A 15,937-nucleotide genomic window follows, 5' to 3' on the forward strand; every position below is an offset into this window, starting at 1 on the left:
AGGTCGAGAGGACTCCCCGTGAACTCGTCAGGCCGGATCCGGCTGTGGGCGGCGGCGCTGGCCGCGGCGCTGGCCGCGGCATCGATCACCGCGGTCGTCACCACAGGAACCGCCAACGCCGTCGTCCGACCGGCGCTCGGCCAGAACATCAAGGTCAACCAGGTCGCCTACGCGCCCGGCGCGGCCAAGCAGGCGACCGTGATCAGCAGCTCGGGATCGCCGCTGGCCTGGAGCCTGCTGGACGGGTCCGACCAGGTGGTGGCCAGCGGCACCACGACCGTCTTCGGCGCCGACTCCCCCTCCGGTGACTCCGTCCACAAGATCGACTTCTCGTCCTACACCGGGACCGGCACCAACTACGCGCTCACCGTGAACAACGAGTCCAGCCACCCCTTCGACATCGGCACCGCCGCCTGGAAGAAGCTGCCCTACGACGCGCTGGCGTTCTTCTACCACCAGCGCAGCGGCATCGCGATCACCTCCCAGTACGCCGGCGGCGGCCAGTACGCCCGCGCCGCCGGCCACCTGAACGTCTCCCCCAACCAGGGCGACGACAACGTGCCGTGCCGCAGCGACTGCGGCTACCGGCTGGACGTGCGCGGCGGCTGGTACGACGCCGGCGACCACGGCAAGTACGTGATCAACGGCGGCATGTCCGCTTGGCAGCTGGTCAACGCCTACGAGCGGGCCATGAACATCCCCGGCGCCGACACCGGCGCCTTCGCCGACGGCACCATGTCCATCCCCGAGCGCGGCAACGGCGTCCCCGACATCCTGGACGAGGCCCGCTGGGAGATCGACTTCATGCTGAAGATGCAGGTCCCCGATGGCCGCCCGCTGGCCGGCATGGCCCACCACAAGATCCACGACGCCAACTGGACCGGGCTGCCGCTGCTGCCCGCCCAGGACCCCCAGGCCCGGGTGCTGTCGGCGCCCAGCACCGCCGCCACCCTGAACCTGGCCGCCTCGGCCGCCCAGTGCGCCCGGGTGTGGGCGTCCATCGACTCCACGTTCTCCGCCCGCTGCCTGACCGCGGCCGAGAAGGCCTACGCCGCGGCCAAGGCCAACCCCTCGCGGCTCGCCCCGGCCTCCGACGGCACCGGCGGCGGCTCCTACGCCGACGGCAAGGTGACCGACGAGTTCTACTGGGCCGCCGCCGAGCTGTACACCACCACCGGCAAGCAGGCCTACCGCACCGACCTGACCTCCTCCTCGCTGTACCACGGGCGCAGTTTCACGAGCGAGGGCGCCCTGTGGGCGGAGGTCGGCAGCCTGGGCGACATCACCCTGGCGCTGGTGCCCAACGGCCTGACCTCCTCCATCGGCCAGCAGCTGCGGGCCTCCTTCGTCTCGGCCGCCGACGGGCTGCTGAACGTGATGCGCGGCCAGGGCTACCCGGTGCCCTTCCAGCCGTCCGGCGGCGGCTACATCTGGGGTTCCAACAACCTGATCCTCAACAACACCGTCCTGCTGGCCCTGGCCCACGACTTCACCGGCGCCGAGCGGTTCCGCACCGGGGTGTTCGAGACGATGGCGTACCAGCTCGGCCGCAACCCGACGGGCTACTCCTACGTCACCGGCTATGGTGACAAGCCCTCGCGCAACGTCCACCACCGGTTCTGGGCCAACCAGATCAACTCCGCCCTGCCCGTCGCACCGGCCGGCGCCCTGGCCGGCGGCCCCAACAGCGGCCTGGAGGACCCGGTCGCCCAGCAGCGCCTCAGCGGCTGCCGGCCGCAGAAGTGCTACCTGGACGACATCGAGGCCTGGTCGGTGAACGAGGTCGCCGTCAACTGGAACGCGGTCCTGGCCTGGGTCAGCGCCTGGACGGCCGAAAAGGCCGGCACCGGCGGCCCGACCCCCACGCCGACCCCGACTCCCACGCCGACTCCGACCCCGACCCCCACGCCGACTCCGACCCCCACGCCCACGCCGACTCCGACCCCCACGCCAACACCGACTCCCACCCCGACTCCGGGCGGAAAGACCTGCGCCGCGACCTACACCGTCACCAACCAGTGGCACGACGGCTTCGGAGCCAGTGTCGAGGTGAGGAACACCGGCACCACCGCGCTCACCGGCTGGACCGTCGCGTGGGCCTTCCCCAGCGGCCAGACCATCACCCAGCTGTGGAGCGGCTCGCACACCGCGAGCGGTTCGGCCGTCACCGTGGCCAACCTGTCCTGGAACGGCGCGCTGTCCTCGGGCGGCACCACCTCCTTCGGCTTCAACGGCGCCTGGTCCGGGGCCAACACCGCCCCCGCCGTGGTGACCTGCACCGCCCGGTAGGCGGCGGGGCGGGAACCCGCCGGTGCGAGACGGAGCCGAGTTCCGCTCCGCACCGGCGCGGTCCCCGCCGCGAGGGTCCGGGGACTCGTGCTCAGGTCTCCTCGGCGAACCGCTCGACGTTGTCGGTCTCGCCCGCCACGAGCAGGGTGTCGCCGCTGTGGATCACCGTGTCGGAGGTGGCGTAGGTGAACCTGCCACCGGGTTTCTTGACCCCGACCACGGTGACCCCGTACTTGCTGCGGACGCCCAGGCTGCCCAGGCTCTTGCCGTCCGCCCACCCGGGCGCCATGGTCTTGATCATGGCGTAGTCCTCGTCGACCTCCACGTAGTCGAGCATCCGCCCGGTGACCAGGTGCGCGACCCGCTCGCCCATGTCGTGCTCGGGCTGCACCACGTGGTGCGCGCCGACCCGCTGCAGGATCCGGCTGTGCTGCAGGCTGATCGACTTGGCCCAGATGTCGGCCACCCCCAGGTCGGTCAGGATCGAGGTGGTCAGGATGCTCGCCTCGATGTCGGTGCCGATGCCGACCACGGCCCGGCCGAACTCCCCGATGCCCAGCTGGTCGAGCGCGTCGGGATCGGTGGAGTCGGCGCACACCACGTGGGTGAGCCGCCCGGAGAACTGCTGCACGTTCTTGGGGTCGCTGTCGACGCCGAGCACCTCGACGTCGCGGCCCGCCAGCTCCACCGCCAGCGCGCCGCCGAACCGGCCGAGACCGATCACCACGACCGCGTCGCCGCGGTTTCTCTTGTCAACCAACGAGGGGACGCTCCTCCGGGTATCGGAACCGACGGGTCTGGACGTGCAGCGCCAGCGCGGCGCCCAGGGTCACCGGGCCGAGCCGCCCGACGAACATCAGGATGGTCAGGATCAGGTGCCCCGCGGTGCCGACGTCGGCGGTGATCCCGGTCGACAGCCCGACCGTGCCGAAGGCCGAAATCACCTCGAACAGTACGCGGTCCAGCTTGAACGGGGTCACCGTTATCATCGCGAACGTGCCCACGGCGACCGACGCCACACTCAGCAGGGCGATCGTCAGCGCCTGCCGCTGCAGCTGCTCGGGAATGCGGCGGCGCCCCGCCGAGACGTCGGGCTCGCCGCGCAGCTCGGCCAGGATCACGAACCCGAGGAGCGCGAACGTCGTCACCTTGATGCCGCCCCCGGTGCTCGCGCTGCCCGCCCCGATGAACATCAGCACGTCGCTGATCAGCCAGGAGTTCTCGCTCATCTGGGAGGTGTCCACGGAGTTCAGGCCGCCGCTGCGGGTCATCGCGCTGTGGAAGAACCCGGCCATGACCCGCAGCCCGGGGGAGAGGCCGCCCATCGTGCCGGGGTTGTTCCACTCGGTGACGGTGACGGCCACCGCCCCGCCGAACAGCAGGACGGCGGTCATCCCCAGCGTGATCTTGGCGTGCAGCGTCCAGCGCGACGGTCGGCGCCAGTTCTGCCGCAGCACGGCGTAGACGGGGAAGCCGAGACCTCCGGCGACCACCGCCATGATGAGCGGGAGGCAGATCCACGGGTCGGTGACGAACCTCATCATGCTGTCCGGCCAGAGCGCGAACCCGGCATTGGTGAACGCCGAGATCGCATGAAAAATCCCGTAATAGGCGGCGCGGCCGACCGGTTCCCCGTACCCGATCACGAAGCGGGCGGCGAGCACCGTGGCGGTCAGCGCCTCGGCGATCAGCGTGACCTTGGCGACCCCCACGATCACCTGTCGCACGTCGCCGGGACCGAGGGTCTTGGTCTCGGCCTGGGTGTTGAGGCGGGCGCGCAGGCCGAGCTTGCCGGAGACGACCACCGCGAGGATCGAGGAGAGCGTCATGATCCCGAAGCCGCCGATCTGCATCAGCACCAGGAGCACCACCTCGCCGAAGAACGACCAGTGCGCCGCGGTGTCGTGCACGGCGAGCCCGGTCACGCACACCGCGGAGGTGGCGGTGAACAGGGCCGACGTCCACGAGGCGCTCTGGCTCCCCTCGACCGCGACCGGCAGCGACAGCAGCCCCGTGCCGGTGAGGACCACCGCCAGGAACGCCATCACGACGACCCTGGACGGAGTGTTGATCTGGTCGAGCAGGTTCTTCACAGGGGGTGACAATACTTCTTCGCGGGGGACGGCAGCATGCCCGTCGCCGGGAGGCCGGGAGCGGGCTCCCGGGATACGCCGGATCCGGGGGCGGTGTGATCATGCGAGGACCCGGTCGCCGGGCGTAACCTGAGGTGGTGGTGAGGCGGACAATCGAGACATCTGATGTGGAGTCGCCCGCGCGGCTGGCGGAGCTGCTCGACGAGCGGTCGTACCTGGCCGGCGCGGGGCTCGCCACGGCCGCCTTCCTCGCGCTGCGGATGGGCCGCCCGCTGCTGCTGGAGGGCGAGGCGGGGGTCGGCAAGACCGAGCTGGCCAGGACCCTGGCCGAGGTGCTCGGGGCACCGCTGATCCGCCTGCAGTGCTACGAGGGCCTCGACGCCTCCCAGGCGCTCTACGACTGGGACTTCGCCCGCCAGCTCCTGCACCTGAAGGCCGCGGAGGCGGGCGGCGTCACCGACGCAGCCCGGCTGGAGGGCGAGGTCTACGACCGCAGGTTCCTGATCGCCAGGCCGCTGCTGAAGGCGATCGAGACCCAGCCCGCGGTGCTGCTCATCGACGAGGTCGACCGGGCCGACGTGGAGTTCGAGGCGATCCTGCTGGAGGTGCTGTCGGACTTCGCGATCTCCGTCCCCGAGCTCGGCACGATCCGCGCCGCGCGGCCGCCGGTGGTCGTGCTGACCTCCAACCGCACCCGCGAGGTGCACGACGCGCTGAAGCGGCGCTGCCTCTACCACTGGCTGGAGCACCCCTCCTTCGAGCGGGAGGTGGCGATCCTGCGCAGGCGGCTCCCCGAGTGCTCGGGAAGCCTGGCCGAGCAGGTGGCCACGGCGACGGGACGGCTCCGCGAGGCCGGCCTGATCAAGCCGCCGGGCATCGCCGAGACCCTCGACTGGACCGAGGCGCTCCTCGCCCTCGGCGCCCGCGAGCTCGACCCCGACCTGGCGGCCGCCTCGCTGGGCGCCCTGCTCAAGCACAAAGAGGACCACGAGACGGTGCTCGGGAACGGGTTCTTCGGTGCGTCCCGGCGCTGACGACCCGCCCCCCGCCACCGCTCCGGGGGGTACGGGGGAGGACCTGGTGGAGGTGATGACCGGTTTCGCCAGGACCCTGCGCGCCGCGGGGGTGCCCGCCGACCACGAGCGCACCCAGAACCTGCTGCGCGCGCTGTCCCACCTGGACGCCTCCAGGCCCGACGACGTCTACTGGGCGGGCCGGGTCACGCTGTGCGCCTCGGCCGACGACCTGCCCCGCTACGACCGGGTCTTCCGCGCCTACTTCGGGGGGCTGCGCGCGGGCCGCGCGCGGGCGTCGGCGACCACCGTCACCCGGCCCGCGGCGGCGCGGCCGGGAGCGCGCGCCGACCGGGGGGAGGGCGGCGAGCCCCCGGCCCTCGCGGCGACCGCGAGCGCGACGGAGGTGCTGCGCACCCGGGACGTGGCCGCGATGACGGCGGCCGAGCTCGCCGAGGCGCACCGATTGCTCGCCCTGCTGCGGGCGGGCCGGGAGCGGCGCGCGTCGCGGCGGTTCCGGCCCGCCCGCCGCGGGCGGCTGGACGGCAGGGCGACCATCCGCGAGACCCTGCGCAGGGGCGGGGAGACCGCGGGCCTGCGCTACCGCACGCACCGGACCAGGCCGCGCGGGGTCGTGCTGCTGATCGACGTCAGCGGTTCCATGACCCCGTACGCCGACACGCTGCTCCGCCTCGCCCACGCGCTGGTCAGGTCGGAGCCGAGGGCCACCGAGGTGTTCAGCGCGGGCACCCGGCTGACCCGGATCACCGCCGAGCTGCGCCACCGCGACCCGGCGACCGCGATGGCCGCCGTCTCCCGGGCCATCCCCGACTGGAGCGGCGGCACCCGCCTGGGGGAGGAGCTCCGGCGGTTGCTGGCGCTGAACGACGCGGCGGGGGCGGTGGTGGTGATCGCCTCCGACGGGTGGGAGCGCGGCGACGTCTCGCTGCTGGGAGCGGAGATGGCCCGGCTCTCGCGGACGGCCCACCGGGTGATCTGGGTGAACCCGCACAAGGGCAGGGAGGGCTACGAGCCGCTCACCGCCGGGATGCGGGCCGCGCTTCCCCACATCGACGACTTCGTGGCCGGGCACAGCCTGGCCGCGTTCGAGGAACTGGCGAAGCTGCTGGGAGGCACGCATGCGTGACGTCTTGTCACAGATCCTGAGGTGGTGGGAGGCCGGGGAGACGTTCGGCCTGGCCACCGTGGTCGACACCTTCCGCAGCGCGCCCCGCCCGCCGGGGGCGTCCATGGCGGTGCTCGGCGAGGAGGCCGAGGGCAGCGTCTCCGGCGGCTGCGTCGAGGGCGCCGTCTACGAGCTGGCCCGGGAGGTGGTCTCCTCGGGCGAGCCCGTCCTGCAGCGGTACGGCGTGAGCGACGACGAGGCCTTCTCCGTCGGCCTGACCTGCGGCGGCATCCTGGACATCCTCGTCGAGCCCGTCTCGAAGGAGACCTTCCCCGAGCTGGGGGCGGTCGCCGCCTCGGTGCAGCGGCGCGAGCCGGTGGCGGTGGCGACCGTCCTGTCGGGGCCGGGGGTGATCGGCACCCGCCGGGTCATCTGGCCGGACCGCTCCTCGGGCTCCCTGGGCGTGACCCGGCTGGACGACGCGGTGGACGACGACGTCCGGGGCATGCTGGCGCAGGGGCTGACGGGCGTGCGCCGGTACGGGGCGCGGGGGCAGCGGCGGCTCGACGAGCTGTCGGTCTTCGTGCAGTCCTTCGCGCCGCCGCCCCGGATGCTGGTCTTCGGCGCGATCGACTTCGCCGCCGCGGTCGCCAGGGTCGGCAAGTTCCTCGGCTACCACGTGGTCGTGTGCGACGCCCGGCCGGTCTTCACCACGGCCAAGCGCTTCCCCGAGGCCGACGAGGTGATCGTCAAGTGGCCGCACGACTATCTCACCTCGACCGTCGTGGACGAGCGGACCGCGATCTGCGTGCTCACCCACGACCCCAAGTTCGACGTCCCCCTGCTGGAGGTCGCCCTGCGCACCCCGGCGGGCTACGTCGGCGCGATGGGCTCGCGCCGCACGCACGAGGACCGGCTGGCCCGCCTCGCCCAGGCGGGGCTGGGGGAGGCCGAGCTGAAGAGGCTCCGCTCGCCGATCGGGCTGGACCTGGGCGCCCGTACGCCCGAGGAGACGGCGATCTCCATCGCCGCCGAGCTGATCCAGCTGCGCTGGGGCGGCTCCGGCCGGCCGCTGACCGACGGTTCCGGCAGGATCCACGGCGAGGGGCCGGGCGCGTGAGCGAGGAGCCGGGATCACCGGCGGGGGCCGCGGGACCGGCGAGCGCCGGGCTGCTGCTGGCCGCCGGGTCCGGCTCGCGGCTCGGCACGCCCAAGGCGCTGGTGGACTTCCACGGGGAGCGGCTGGTGGACCGGGGGGTCAGGGCGCTGCGCGAGGGCGGCTGCCGTCCGGTGGTCGTGGTGCTCGGCGCGGCCGCCGTGGACGTGCGGGGAGCGGTGAGCGTCCACAACCCGGAGTGGGACTCGGGGATGGGCTCCTCGCTCAGGGCCGGCCTGGTCGCGGTGCCCGCGACCGCGGAGCATGTGGTGATCGCCCTGGTGGACCAGCCGTTCGTCGGCCCGCGGGCGGTGCGGCGGCTCATCGGGGCGGCGGCGGAGGGCGCCTCGGTCGCCGTCGCCACCTACGGCGGCGCGCGGCGGAACCCGGTGCTGATCGCCAGGGAGCACTTCGAGGAGGTCGCCCGGCTCGCGACCGGCGACGCCGGTGCCCGCCCGTTCCTGAGGGCCCACCCCGAGCTGGTGGTCGCGGTGCCCTGCGACGACGTCGCCGACCCCGCCGACATCGACACCCCGGCCGACCTGTCGGCCCTGCGGGCCCGCCCGGACCTCGCCACCTGAGCCACCCGGGCGCCCAGGGGGGCCGGCGGTCAGGCGCTAGGCGGCCAGGCGCAGCGAGGCGACGGCGGCGCGGTGGTCGCTGCCCGCGGCCCGCTCGACGCCCGCCCGGGTGGCGACCATGCCGCGGTAGAGGATGTGGTCGGGCCGGGTGACGGGGAAGGACGCGGGCCAGGTGAAGCCGAAGCCCGTACCGGCCTCCTGCTGGGCGTCCGACAGCGGCGGCACCAGGCCGGAGCGCTTGCGGTCGGTGGTGGCGGTGTTGAGGTCGCCGAGCAGCAGCAGGTGCGCGCTGTCGTCCCTGTCGACCATCCTGCGGGCGTGGGCGAGGGTCTCGTCGCGCTGGGCGGTCTGGCCGGGGCGGGCGGAGGCGAGATGCATGACGTACACGGTCAGCCTGCCCTTGGGGGTCACGACCACCGCGCGCAGCGCCCGTGCCCAGTCGAGGCCGATGTCGGCCTTGCGGGCCTCGGCGATCGGGAAGCGGCTCCACAGGCCGACCGTGGCGATCCGGTAGCGGTAGGGGAAGCGGTCGTCGAGGACCTTCGCCGCCGGGCCGCCGGCGGTCAGCTCCTGCACCGCGACCATGTCGCGGCCCCTGGAGACGGACCGTATGGCGTCGGCCGAGTCGGCGTTGGCCGCGCCGACGTTGAGCGTGGCGACCGACAGGTCGCTGGGCCCGCCCGGCGGGCTGCGCAGCAGCGTCGGGCCGAACATCAGGCCCCACACGGTCGCCGGGACCAGCGCCGCGACGATCACCTGCCACGAGCGGGTGGCCAGCGCGCAGACCAGCAGGATCGGTACGGCGACCCCGAGCCAGGGGAGCAGGCTCTCCAGCACGGGCGTGAAGCCGCCCAGCTCGGGCAGGAGCCGGTGCCCCCCGAGGGTCAGGGCCAGCGCTCCCGCCGTCACGACGATCGACTGCCTCAGCACACCGCTCCTCGCCCATCCTCCGGCGGTCACCCGCCCCTGGAACGTCCGCCCCGCCGGGTTCCCCTACCCCGGAATGCGTAGGCTACCGGCCCGGCGGCGGCGGCGCGGGGCTTGGTGCTTCGGCGGTGAGTCGATAGCCTTTGTTGCCGAGACAACGGAACAACATTCGGTTTAGTCGGCACCGCGGAAGGACGATCTCACGATGCGCATCGGTATGGCCCTGAACTACTCGGGGGGCTTCAAGGAGACGGTGGCCGAGCTGGCCGACTACGAGAAGGCCGGGCTCGACATCGTCTTCGTCGCCGAGGCCTACAGCTTCGACGCGGTCAGCCAGCTGGGCTACATCGCCGCCAGGACCGAGAGGCTGCAGATCGCCTCCGGCATCCTGCCCATCTACTCCCGCACCCCCGCCCTGCTGGCCATGACCGCCGCGGGCCTGGACTACGTCTCCGACGGCCGCTTCACCCTCGGCCTGGGCGCCTCGGGCCCGCAGGTCATCGAGGGCTTCCACGGCGTCCCGTACACCGCGCCGCTCGGCCGCACCCGCGAGGTCATCGAGATCTGCCGCCAGGTCTGGAAGCGCGAGCGCCTGACCTACGAGGGCAGCCACTACACCGTCCCGCTGCCCGCCGGCCAGGGCACCGGCCTGGGCAAGCCGCTGAAGCTCATCAACCACCCGGTCCGCGACCGCATCCCCGTCGTGATCGCCGCCATCGGGCCCAAGAACGTCGAGCTGTCCGCAGAGCTGGCCGAGGGCTGGGAGCCGATCTTCTACATGCCGGAGAAGGCCGCCGACGTCTGGGGCGCCTCCCTGGCGGCGGGCAAGGCCAGGCGGGACCCGGCGCTGGGCGAGCTGGACGTGATCGCCCAGGCCGCGCTCGCCATCGGCGACGACGTCTCGGGCTGGCTGGAGCTCGGCCGCCCGATGGCCGCCCTCTACATCGGCGGCATGGGCGCCAAGGGCAAGAACTTCTACAACGACCTCGCCCGCAGGTACGGCTACGAGAAGGAGGCCGAGCAGATCCAGAACCTCTACCTGGAGGGCAAGAAGGACGAGGCCGCCGCGCTCGTGCCGCACGAGCTGCTGGAGAAGATGTCGCTGATCGGCCCCGAGGGGCACGTCCGCGAGCGGCTGCAGGCCATGCGCGAGTCGGGCGTCACGACCGTCAACGTCGCCCCGCTGGCCGGTACGCACGAGGAGCGCGTCCGGCTCATCGAGAAGGTCAGGGAACTCGCCTCCTGACCCCTCCTGACCCCGTCGTCCCCGCCTCGCCGGGTGCCGGGCACCCGGCGAGGACGAGCACGCGCACGACCGGGTGGGAGGACGGCGGGATCGGCGCGGCCGGTGTGGCGACATCCGGTCAGAACGGTTAATAGCATGCGTGCCATGACCGCCACCCACGCCCGTCGCCGCGCGAACCTCGCGGCCCTGCTGCCCGCTCACGAGGTAGACGCGATCCTGGTCACCGGCGGCGTGAACGTGCTCTACCTGACCGGCCTGGCCAGCTCCAAAGCGGCCGTCCTGGTCAGTGCCGACGCCACCGCCACGCTGGCCACCGACTCCCGCTACATCGGCACCGCCCGGCGCGTCTGCGCCGACATCGAGGTGATCGAGGAGAACGACGTCACCGGCGCCCTGCTGCCGCGGAGCGGCCGGACGGGCGTCGAGGCCGACCACATGTCCGTCGCCGGCTACTTCCGGCTGGGCGGGGACCTGCCGCGGCTGTCCAAGGTGGTGGAGTCGGTGCGCATGGTCAAGGACGACGACGAGCTCGACCTCGTCCGCACCGCGTGCGAGCTCACCGACCGCGCCTTCGCCGAGGTCCTGCCCGAACTGCGCCCCGGGCTGACCGAGAAGGAGGTCGCCAGGGCGCTGGAGCGCCGCATGGCCGACCTGGGCGCGGACGGGCCCGCCTTCGACTCGATCGTCGCGAGCGGGCCCAACGGCGCGATCCCGCACCACTCGCCCTCCGACCGGCCGCTGGAGCGCGGGGACCTGGTCACCATGGACTTCGGGGCGCTGTACCGGGGCTACCACGCCGACATGACCAGGACCGTGGCGATCGGCGAGCCCGCCGGGTGGCAGCGCGAGCTGTACGACCTGGTCCGGGCCGCCCAGCGCGCGGGCACCCTGGCCGCATGGCCGGGCGCGGCGCTGCACGAGGTGGACGCCGCCGCCCGGGGCCTGATCGGGGAGGCGGGCTACGGGGAGTTCTTCAAGCACGGCCTCGGCCACGGCGTCGGGCTGCAGATCCACGAGGAGCCGTTCCTGTCCGCGAGGAAGCCGGAGAACCCCCCGGAGCCGGAACGATCTTCACGAAAGCCGGAGCGCGACCATGGGCACGCTAGACTTGAGGATCGAGTTCCGGTAACCGTTGAACCTGGGGTTTACCTTCCCGGCAGGGGCGGCGTCCGCATCGAGGACACGCTCGTGGTGCGAGATGGCGGGCCGGAACTTCTCACACGGACGACCAAAGAGCTGCTCGTCCTTTAAGAGCGGCCGTACGCAGGAGAGACTAGTGGCGACGACGAACGACCTCAAGAACGGCCTGGTGCTCAAGCTCGACGGCGGTGAGCTCTGGGCCGTCGTGGAGTTCCAGCACGTCAAGCCCGGCAAGGGCGGCGCGTTCGTCCGCACCAAGCTCAAGAACGTGCTATCGGGCAAGGTCGTCGACAAGACCTTCAACGCGGGCGTCAAGGTCGAGGTGGCCAACGTCGACAAGCGCGAGATGCAGTTCTCCTACATGGACGGTGACGACTACGTCTTCATGGACACCGAGAACTACGACATGCTCCACGTCACCCGGGTGGCGGTCGGCGACTCGGCCAACTACCTGCTGGAGAACATGCTGGCCACCGTGGCGATCAACGAGGGCAACGTCCTGTACGTCGACCTGCCCGCGGCCGTCGAGCTGATCGTCGCCGAGACCGAGCCCGGCCTCCAGGGCGACCGCTCCACCGGCGGCACCAAGCCCGCCAAGCTGGAGACCGGCGCCGAGATCAAGGTGCCGCTCTTCATCACCACCGGCGAGAAGGTCAAGGTCGACACCCGCACCGGCGATTATCTCGGCCGCGCCTGATGTCGGCACGGGGTAAGGCGCGCAGGCGCGCGCTGGACATCCTCTTCGAGGCCGAGGCACGTGGCGAGGACCCGCTCAGCGTCCTCGCCGAGCGCCTCCAGCGGGCCGAGCCGCCCGTGAACGAGTACACCACGACGATCGTCGAGGGCGTGTGCAGGCACCGGGCGCGCATCGACGAGCTGATCACCACCTACTCCGAGGGCTGGACGCTCGACCGCATGCCGGCGGTCGACCGAAACCTCCTGCGCGGAGGCACCTACGAGCTGCTGTGGATGCCCGACGTCCCCGAGGGCGTCGTCATCAGCGAGTGGGTCAGCCTGGCCTCGGAGCTGTCGACCGACGAGTCGCCCCAGTTCGTCAACGGCCTGATGGCCCGTTTCAAGCAGCTCAAGCCCTCCCTGGCTCTCTAGGCCGTCCGCACGGGGAGCCCGGGGTCCCCGGGTCTCCCCGCCCCGGCGGGTCTCCGCCTGAGACGTCCGCTTTCCTCCTGGCTTGCCCACGGGATCGGTCCGCGCCCGGAAAAAGACTCGACCAAATACGAGTATGGATGGCCCTTGGGCCGCGCCGGGGGGTGCGCGACGTAGGCTGGGCTTGTCGTTGGACATTCAGGGCGAACGCCCTGTCCTTCGGGCAAGGAGGAAAGCCTTCTCGCCCTGTCGGTTCAACCCGTTAGGGTTGGGGTGTCCCGCGACGGCCGAGCGGGACCTGTGGTTTTCGAACGCGGCAGGGCGTGCCGTGTCCGCGCGGGCGGGCTCCGGGGCGACCCGGGCCGCCGGGTCGCGAACCCGCGGACCCTGCCGGCGCTCAGGTGCTGGAATCCGGGGCCCTCGGGCCGCGGAGGACGTCAACCTACGAGGAGGCGATCTGAAGTTGCACGCCGTAGGCATCTCACGGCAGGCGGGCACGCCCGCGGTCCGCACAGCGGTCGTATGGGACGTCCTGAGTGCCGTGCTGGCCGAGCGGGTGGCCGCGACAGGCCGTGAGCGGCTCGACATCGTCGACGCCGGAGGTGGCACGGGCGGTTTCGCCGTCCCCCTGGCAGACCTCGGGCACGCCGTGACGGTCGTCGACTCCAGTCCCGACTCGCTCGCCGCGCTGGAGCGTCGCGCGGCGGAGGCGGGGGTGGAGGTCCGCGCCCTTCAGGGCGACGCCGCGGACCTTGAGGAGCTGCTCCCGACCGGCGGCGCCGACCTGGTGCTCTGCCACAGCGTGCTGGAGTACGTGGAAGACCCGGCCGGCGCGGTGAAGGCCATGGCCGGCCTGCTGCGCGAGGGCGGCGTGATCAGCGTCCTCGCCGCCAACCCGCTGGCCGCCGCGCTCCACCGCTCCATCGCCGGAAGGTTCGACGAGGCCCGCCAGGTCCTGGACGACCCCGAGGGCCGCTGGGGCGACCGCGACCCCACGCCCAGGCGCTTCACCCGCGAGGCCCTGGAGCGTCTGCTGGCCGTGACGGGCTTCGAGCCCGGCGAGGTCCACGGCGTGCGGGTCTTCGCCGACCTGGTGCCCAGCAGGCTGCTCGACGGCGAGCCCGGAGCCGCCCGCGCCCTGGTCGCCCTGGAGCAGGCGGCGGCGGCGCACCCGGTGCTCCGCGACATCGCGACCCAACTGCACGTGCTTGGACACCGGTGAACGCCGCGTCGAACGCCTGTTCCCGTAGGATGGCGTCGTGTCGAGAAAGCAGCAGATCCCGCGCCCGGGCTCCGATCTGGGGGCGGACGACACCGGCTGCCCGATCCTCCACGTCGACATGGACGCCTTCTACGCGGGCGTCGAGCTGCGCGACCGTCCCGATCTCCGGGGCACCCCCGTCATCATCGGCGCGCCCGGGGCGCGCGGGGTGGTGCTCAGCGCCACCTACGAGGCCCGGAGGTTCGGGGTGCACTCGGCCATGCCCATGACCCGGGCCCGACGGCTCTGCCCCCAGGCGGTGATCATCCCGCCCAGCCGCGGCAAATACGCGGAGGTCTCCCGGAGCGTCATGGAGATCTTCCAGACCTTCACCCCCGAGGTCGAGCCGATCGCCTCCGACGAGGCGTTCCTCGACGTCGGCGGCGCCCGCAAGCGTCTCGGGCCTCCGGCGGCGATCGCCCGGATGATCCGCGAGCAGGTCGAGCGCGAGCAGGGCATCACCTGCTCCGTCGGGGTCGCCAACAGCAAGTTCGTGGCGAAGCTCGCCTCCCAGCACTGCAAGCCCGACGGCCTGTTCGTGGTGCCCGCGGCCCGGGTGGTCGACTTCCTGCACCCGCTCCCCGTGGCGGCCCTGTGGGGCGTCGGGGAGCGCACCGAGCAGTCCCTGGCCCGCCTCGGCGTCAGGACCGTCGGCGACCTCGCCCGGACCCCGGTGGACACGCTCCAGCGGGAGCTGGGCCAGGCGGCGGGCGCGCACCTGGCGGCGCTCGCCTGGGGGCGCGACGAGCGCCCGGTGACCCCCGACGTCCCCGACAAGAGCATCGGCGCGGAAGAGACTTTCGCCACAGACATCGCCGACCCGGCGGAGATCCGCAGGGAGCTGCTCCGGCTCTCGGAGCGGGTCGCCGCCAGGCTCAGGAAGGGCGGCAGCGTCGGCCGCACGGTCAGCGTCAAGCTCCGCCGCGCCGACTTCACCACCCTGTCCCGGTCCCGGAGCCTGCGCGAGCCCACCGACGTCGCCAAGATCCTGTACGACGTCTCCTGCGCCCTCTACGCCGCGTCCGGCCTGGAAAACGTCCATCTGAGGCTGGTCGGCGTGCGGGTGGAGAACCTCAGCCCGGCCGCCGGGGCGACCCGGCAACTCGGCCTCGGAGAGCGCGAGACGGGCTGGCGGGAGGCCGAGCAGGCGATGGACCGGGCGGTCCGCAGATTCGGTCAGGACGCCGTCCTCCCGGCCTCCCTTGTTCGCCCTCCGTTTGATGGAATAGATCCATGAATCCGCCTCCGGTTTGGACTACGTTGGACGTTTTCTTTCGTCTACGTCTACAGCCTCGTATTCTGGGGATAACCGACCGCGAGGTTCGGACACCCCGTGTCGTCCGTCACCGTCTTCCCCGTCCTGGGGCTGTCCTTGGGAGGCGCCGTGCCGCTCTCTGAGCACGAGCAGCGCTTGCTCGACCAGATCGAGCAGGCCCTCTACGCCGAGGACCCGAAGTGGGCCAATACCGTCAGGATCAGTGATCCTCGCAGCCATTACAGGCGCCGCCTGGTGAAGGCCCTCGTCGGCTTCATCCTGGGCGTCGTCCTGCTGATGGTCGGCGTCGTGATCAACAACGTCCCGCTCGGCATCCCGCTCGGCGTCGGCGGTTTCGTGGTCATGCTCGCCGCGTGTCTGTGGGGGCTGTCCAGCTGGAAGCGGATGAACGGGTTCGGCGAGGCCAACGCGGCCACGCCCACCGATCAGCCGCGAGGTAAGGGCGGGCGCCGTGCGGGCTCCCGCCAGAGCTTCATGGAGCGCATGGAGGAGCGCTGGCGCCGTCGCCACGACGAGCGCTAGCCCGGCGGGGCCAGCCGTCCGCGGCGGTCTCCCCTGACGATCCCCCTGTGACGACGAGGGTCACTCCCTGTGCGGGAGCGGCCCGCGTCACCTTTCGAGTCCATCCCCGCGGGCCTCTCCCGGAGGCCCCCGCGAGCCTCTCCTCAAGGTCACTGTTCCGTACCCTCCGGCGGCCGGGGATCGCCGTTCCGCGCCGCCGAAAC

At 72.3% G+C, this 15,937-nt stretch carries 15 protein-coding genes; 12 read left to right on the forward strand and 3 right to left on the reverse strand.

Annotated elements, in window-relative coordinates:
• The first annotated feature begins 18 nt into the window (after nt 1-18).
• The gene (locus tag AC5L38_RS06430) at nt 19-2,289 is read left to right on the forward strand and encodes a glycoside hydrolase family 9 protein (protein WP_495241819.1); all 2,271 of its coding nucleotides are present in this window, start codon (nt 19-21) and stop codon (nt 2,287-2,289) included.
• A 91-nt stretch (nt 2,290-2,380) separates the two neighbouring features.
• Here the strand turns inward: AC5L38_RS06430 and AC5L38_RS06435 are convergent, their stop codons facing one another.
• Together AC5L38_RS06435 and AC5L38_RS06440 are read right to left on the reverse strand one after the other, a co-directional pair.
• Entirely contained in the window at nt 2,381-3,049 is a 669-nt protein-coding gene (locus AC5L38_RS06435) for a potassium channel family protein (RefSeq protein WP_495241820.1), read from the reverse strand.
• A complete protein-coding gene (locus AC5L38_RS06440) occupies nt 3,042-4,382 on the reverse strand; it encodes a TrkH family potassium uptake protein (protein WP_495241821.1) in 1,341 nt (446 codons plus the stop codon). The genes AC5L38_RS06435 and AC5L38_RS06440 overlap by 8 nt, the downstream gene beginning before the upstream one ends.
• 137 nt (nt 4,383-4,519) lie before the next feature.
• Between AC5L38_RS06440 and AC5L38_RS06445 the strand changes: the two genes are divergently transcribed.
• The 4 genes from AC5L38_RS06445 to AC5L38_RS06460 are packed head-to-tail and all read left to right on the forward strand — an operon-like array spanning nt 4,520 to nt 8,258.
• Nucleotides 4,520-5,416 carry an AAA family ATPase gene (locus AC5L38_RS06445; RefSeq protein WP_495241822.1) on the forward strand — a complete coding sequence of 299 codons (897 nt, stop codon included), beginning with the start codon at nt 4,520-4,522 and terminating at the stop codon, nt 5,414-5,416.
• A gap of 55 nt (nt 5,417-5,471) precedes the next feature.
• Nucleotides 5,472-6,542, forward strand: coding sequence for a vWA domain-containing protein (locus AC5L38_RS06450; protein ID WP_495242075.1), 1,071 nt, complete (start codon nt 5,472-5,474; stop codon nt 6,540-6,542).
• Nucleotides 6,535-7,641, forward strand: coding sequence for an XdhC family protein (locus AC5L38_RS06455; protein WP_495241823.1), 1,107 nt, complete (start codon nt 6,535-6,537; stop codon nt 7,639-7,641). The genes AC5L38_RS06450 and AC5L38_RS06455 overlap by 8 nt, the downstream gene beginning before the upstream one ends.
• A complete protein-coding gene (locus tag AC5L38_RS06460) occupies nt 7,638-8,258 on the forward strand; it encodes a nucleotidyltransferase family protein (protein WP_495241824.1) in 621 nt (206 codons plus the stop codon). The genes AC5L38_RS06455 and AC5L38_RS06460 overlap by 4 nt, the downstream gene beginning before the upstream one ends.
• Nucleotides 8,259-8,294: 36 nt before the next feature.
• Here the strand turns inward: AC5L38_RS06460 and AC5L38_RS06465 are convergent, their stop codons facing one another.
• Nucleotides 8,295-9,188 carry an endonuclease/exonuclease/phosphatase family protein gene (locus tag AC5L38_RS06465; RefSeq protein WP_495241825.1) on the reverse strand — a complete coding sequence of 298 codons (894 nt, stop codon included), beginning with the start codon at nt 9,186-9,188 and terminating at the stop codon, nt 8,295-8,297.
• Between the two features lie 202 nt (nt 9,189-9,390).
• Here AC5L38_RS06465 and AC5L38_RS06470 point away from each other — a divergent pair, with 202 nt between their 5' ends.
• The 7 genes from AC5L38_RS06470 (at nt 9,391) to AC5L38_RS06500 (ending at nt 15,734) form a co-directional block, all read left to right on the forward strand.
• A complete protein-coding gene (locus AC5L38_RS06470; protein ID WP_495241826.1) occupies nt 9,391-10,431 on the forward strand; it encodes an LLM class F420-dependent oxidoreductase in 1,041 nt (346 codons plus the stop codon).
• 144 nt (nt 10,432-10,575) lie between these two features.
• Nucleotides 10,576-11,682, forward strand: coding sequence for a M24 family metallopeptidase (locus AC5L38_RS06475; protein WP_495241827.1), 1,107 nt, complete (start codon nt 10,576-10,578; stop codon nt 11,680-11,682).
• Nucleotides 11,683-11,707: 25 nt separating this feature from the next.
• Nucleotides 11,708-12,268: an elongation factor P gene (efp, locus tag AC5L38_RS06480; RefSeq protein WP_362676412.1), complete on the forward strand. Its 561-nt coding sequence runs from the start codon at nt 11,708-11,710 to the stop codon at nt 12,266-12,268.
• Nucleotides 12,268-12,678: a transcription antitermination factor NusB gene (gene nusB, locus AC5L38_RS06485; RefSeq protein ID WP_344747379.1), complete on the forward strand. Its 411-nt coding sequence runs from the start codon at nt 12,268-12,270 to the stop codon at nt 12,676-12,678. The genes efp and nusB overlap by 1 nt, the downstream gene beginning before the upstream one ends.
• A gap of 460 nt (nt 12,679-13,138) precedes the next feature.
• A complete protein-coding gene (locus AC5L38_RS06490; RefSeq protein ID WP_495241828.1) occupies nt 13,139-13,897 on the forward strand; it encodes a class I SAM-dependent methyltransferase in 759 nt (252 codons plus the stop codon).
• Nucleotides 13,898-13,934: 37 nt separating this feature from the next.
• A complete protein-coding gene (locus tag AC5L38_RS06495) occupies nt 13,935-15,173 on the forward strand; it encodes a DNA polymerase IV (RefSeq protein WP_495241829.1) in 1,239 nt (412 codons plus the stop codon).
• A gap of 147 nt (nt 15,174-15,320) precedes the next feature.
• Nucleotides 15,321-15,734, forward strand: coding sequence for an SCO2097 family morphological protein (locus AC5L38_RS06500; RefSeq protein WP_495242076.1), 414 nt, complete (start codon nt 15,321-15,323; stop codon nt 15,732-15,734).
• Nucleotides 15,735-15,937: the final 203 nt, after the last annotated feature.

It is taken from the genome of Streptosporangium nanhuense, assembly GCF_059358815.1.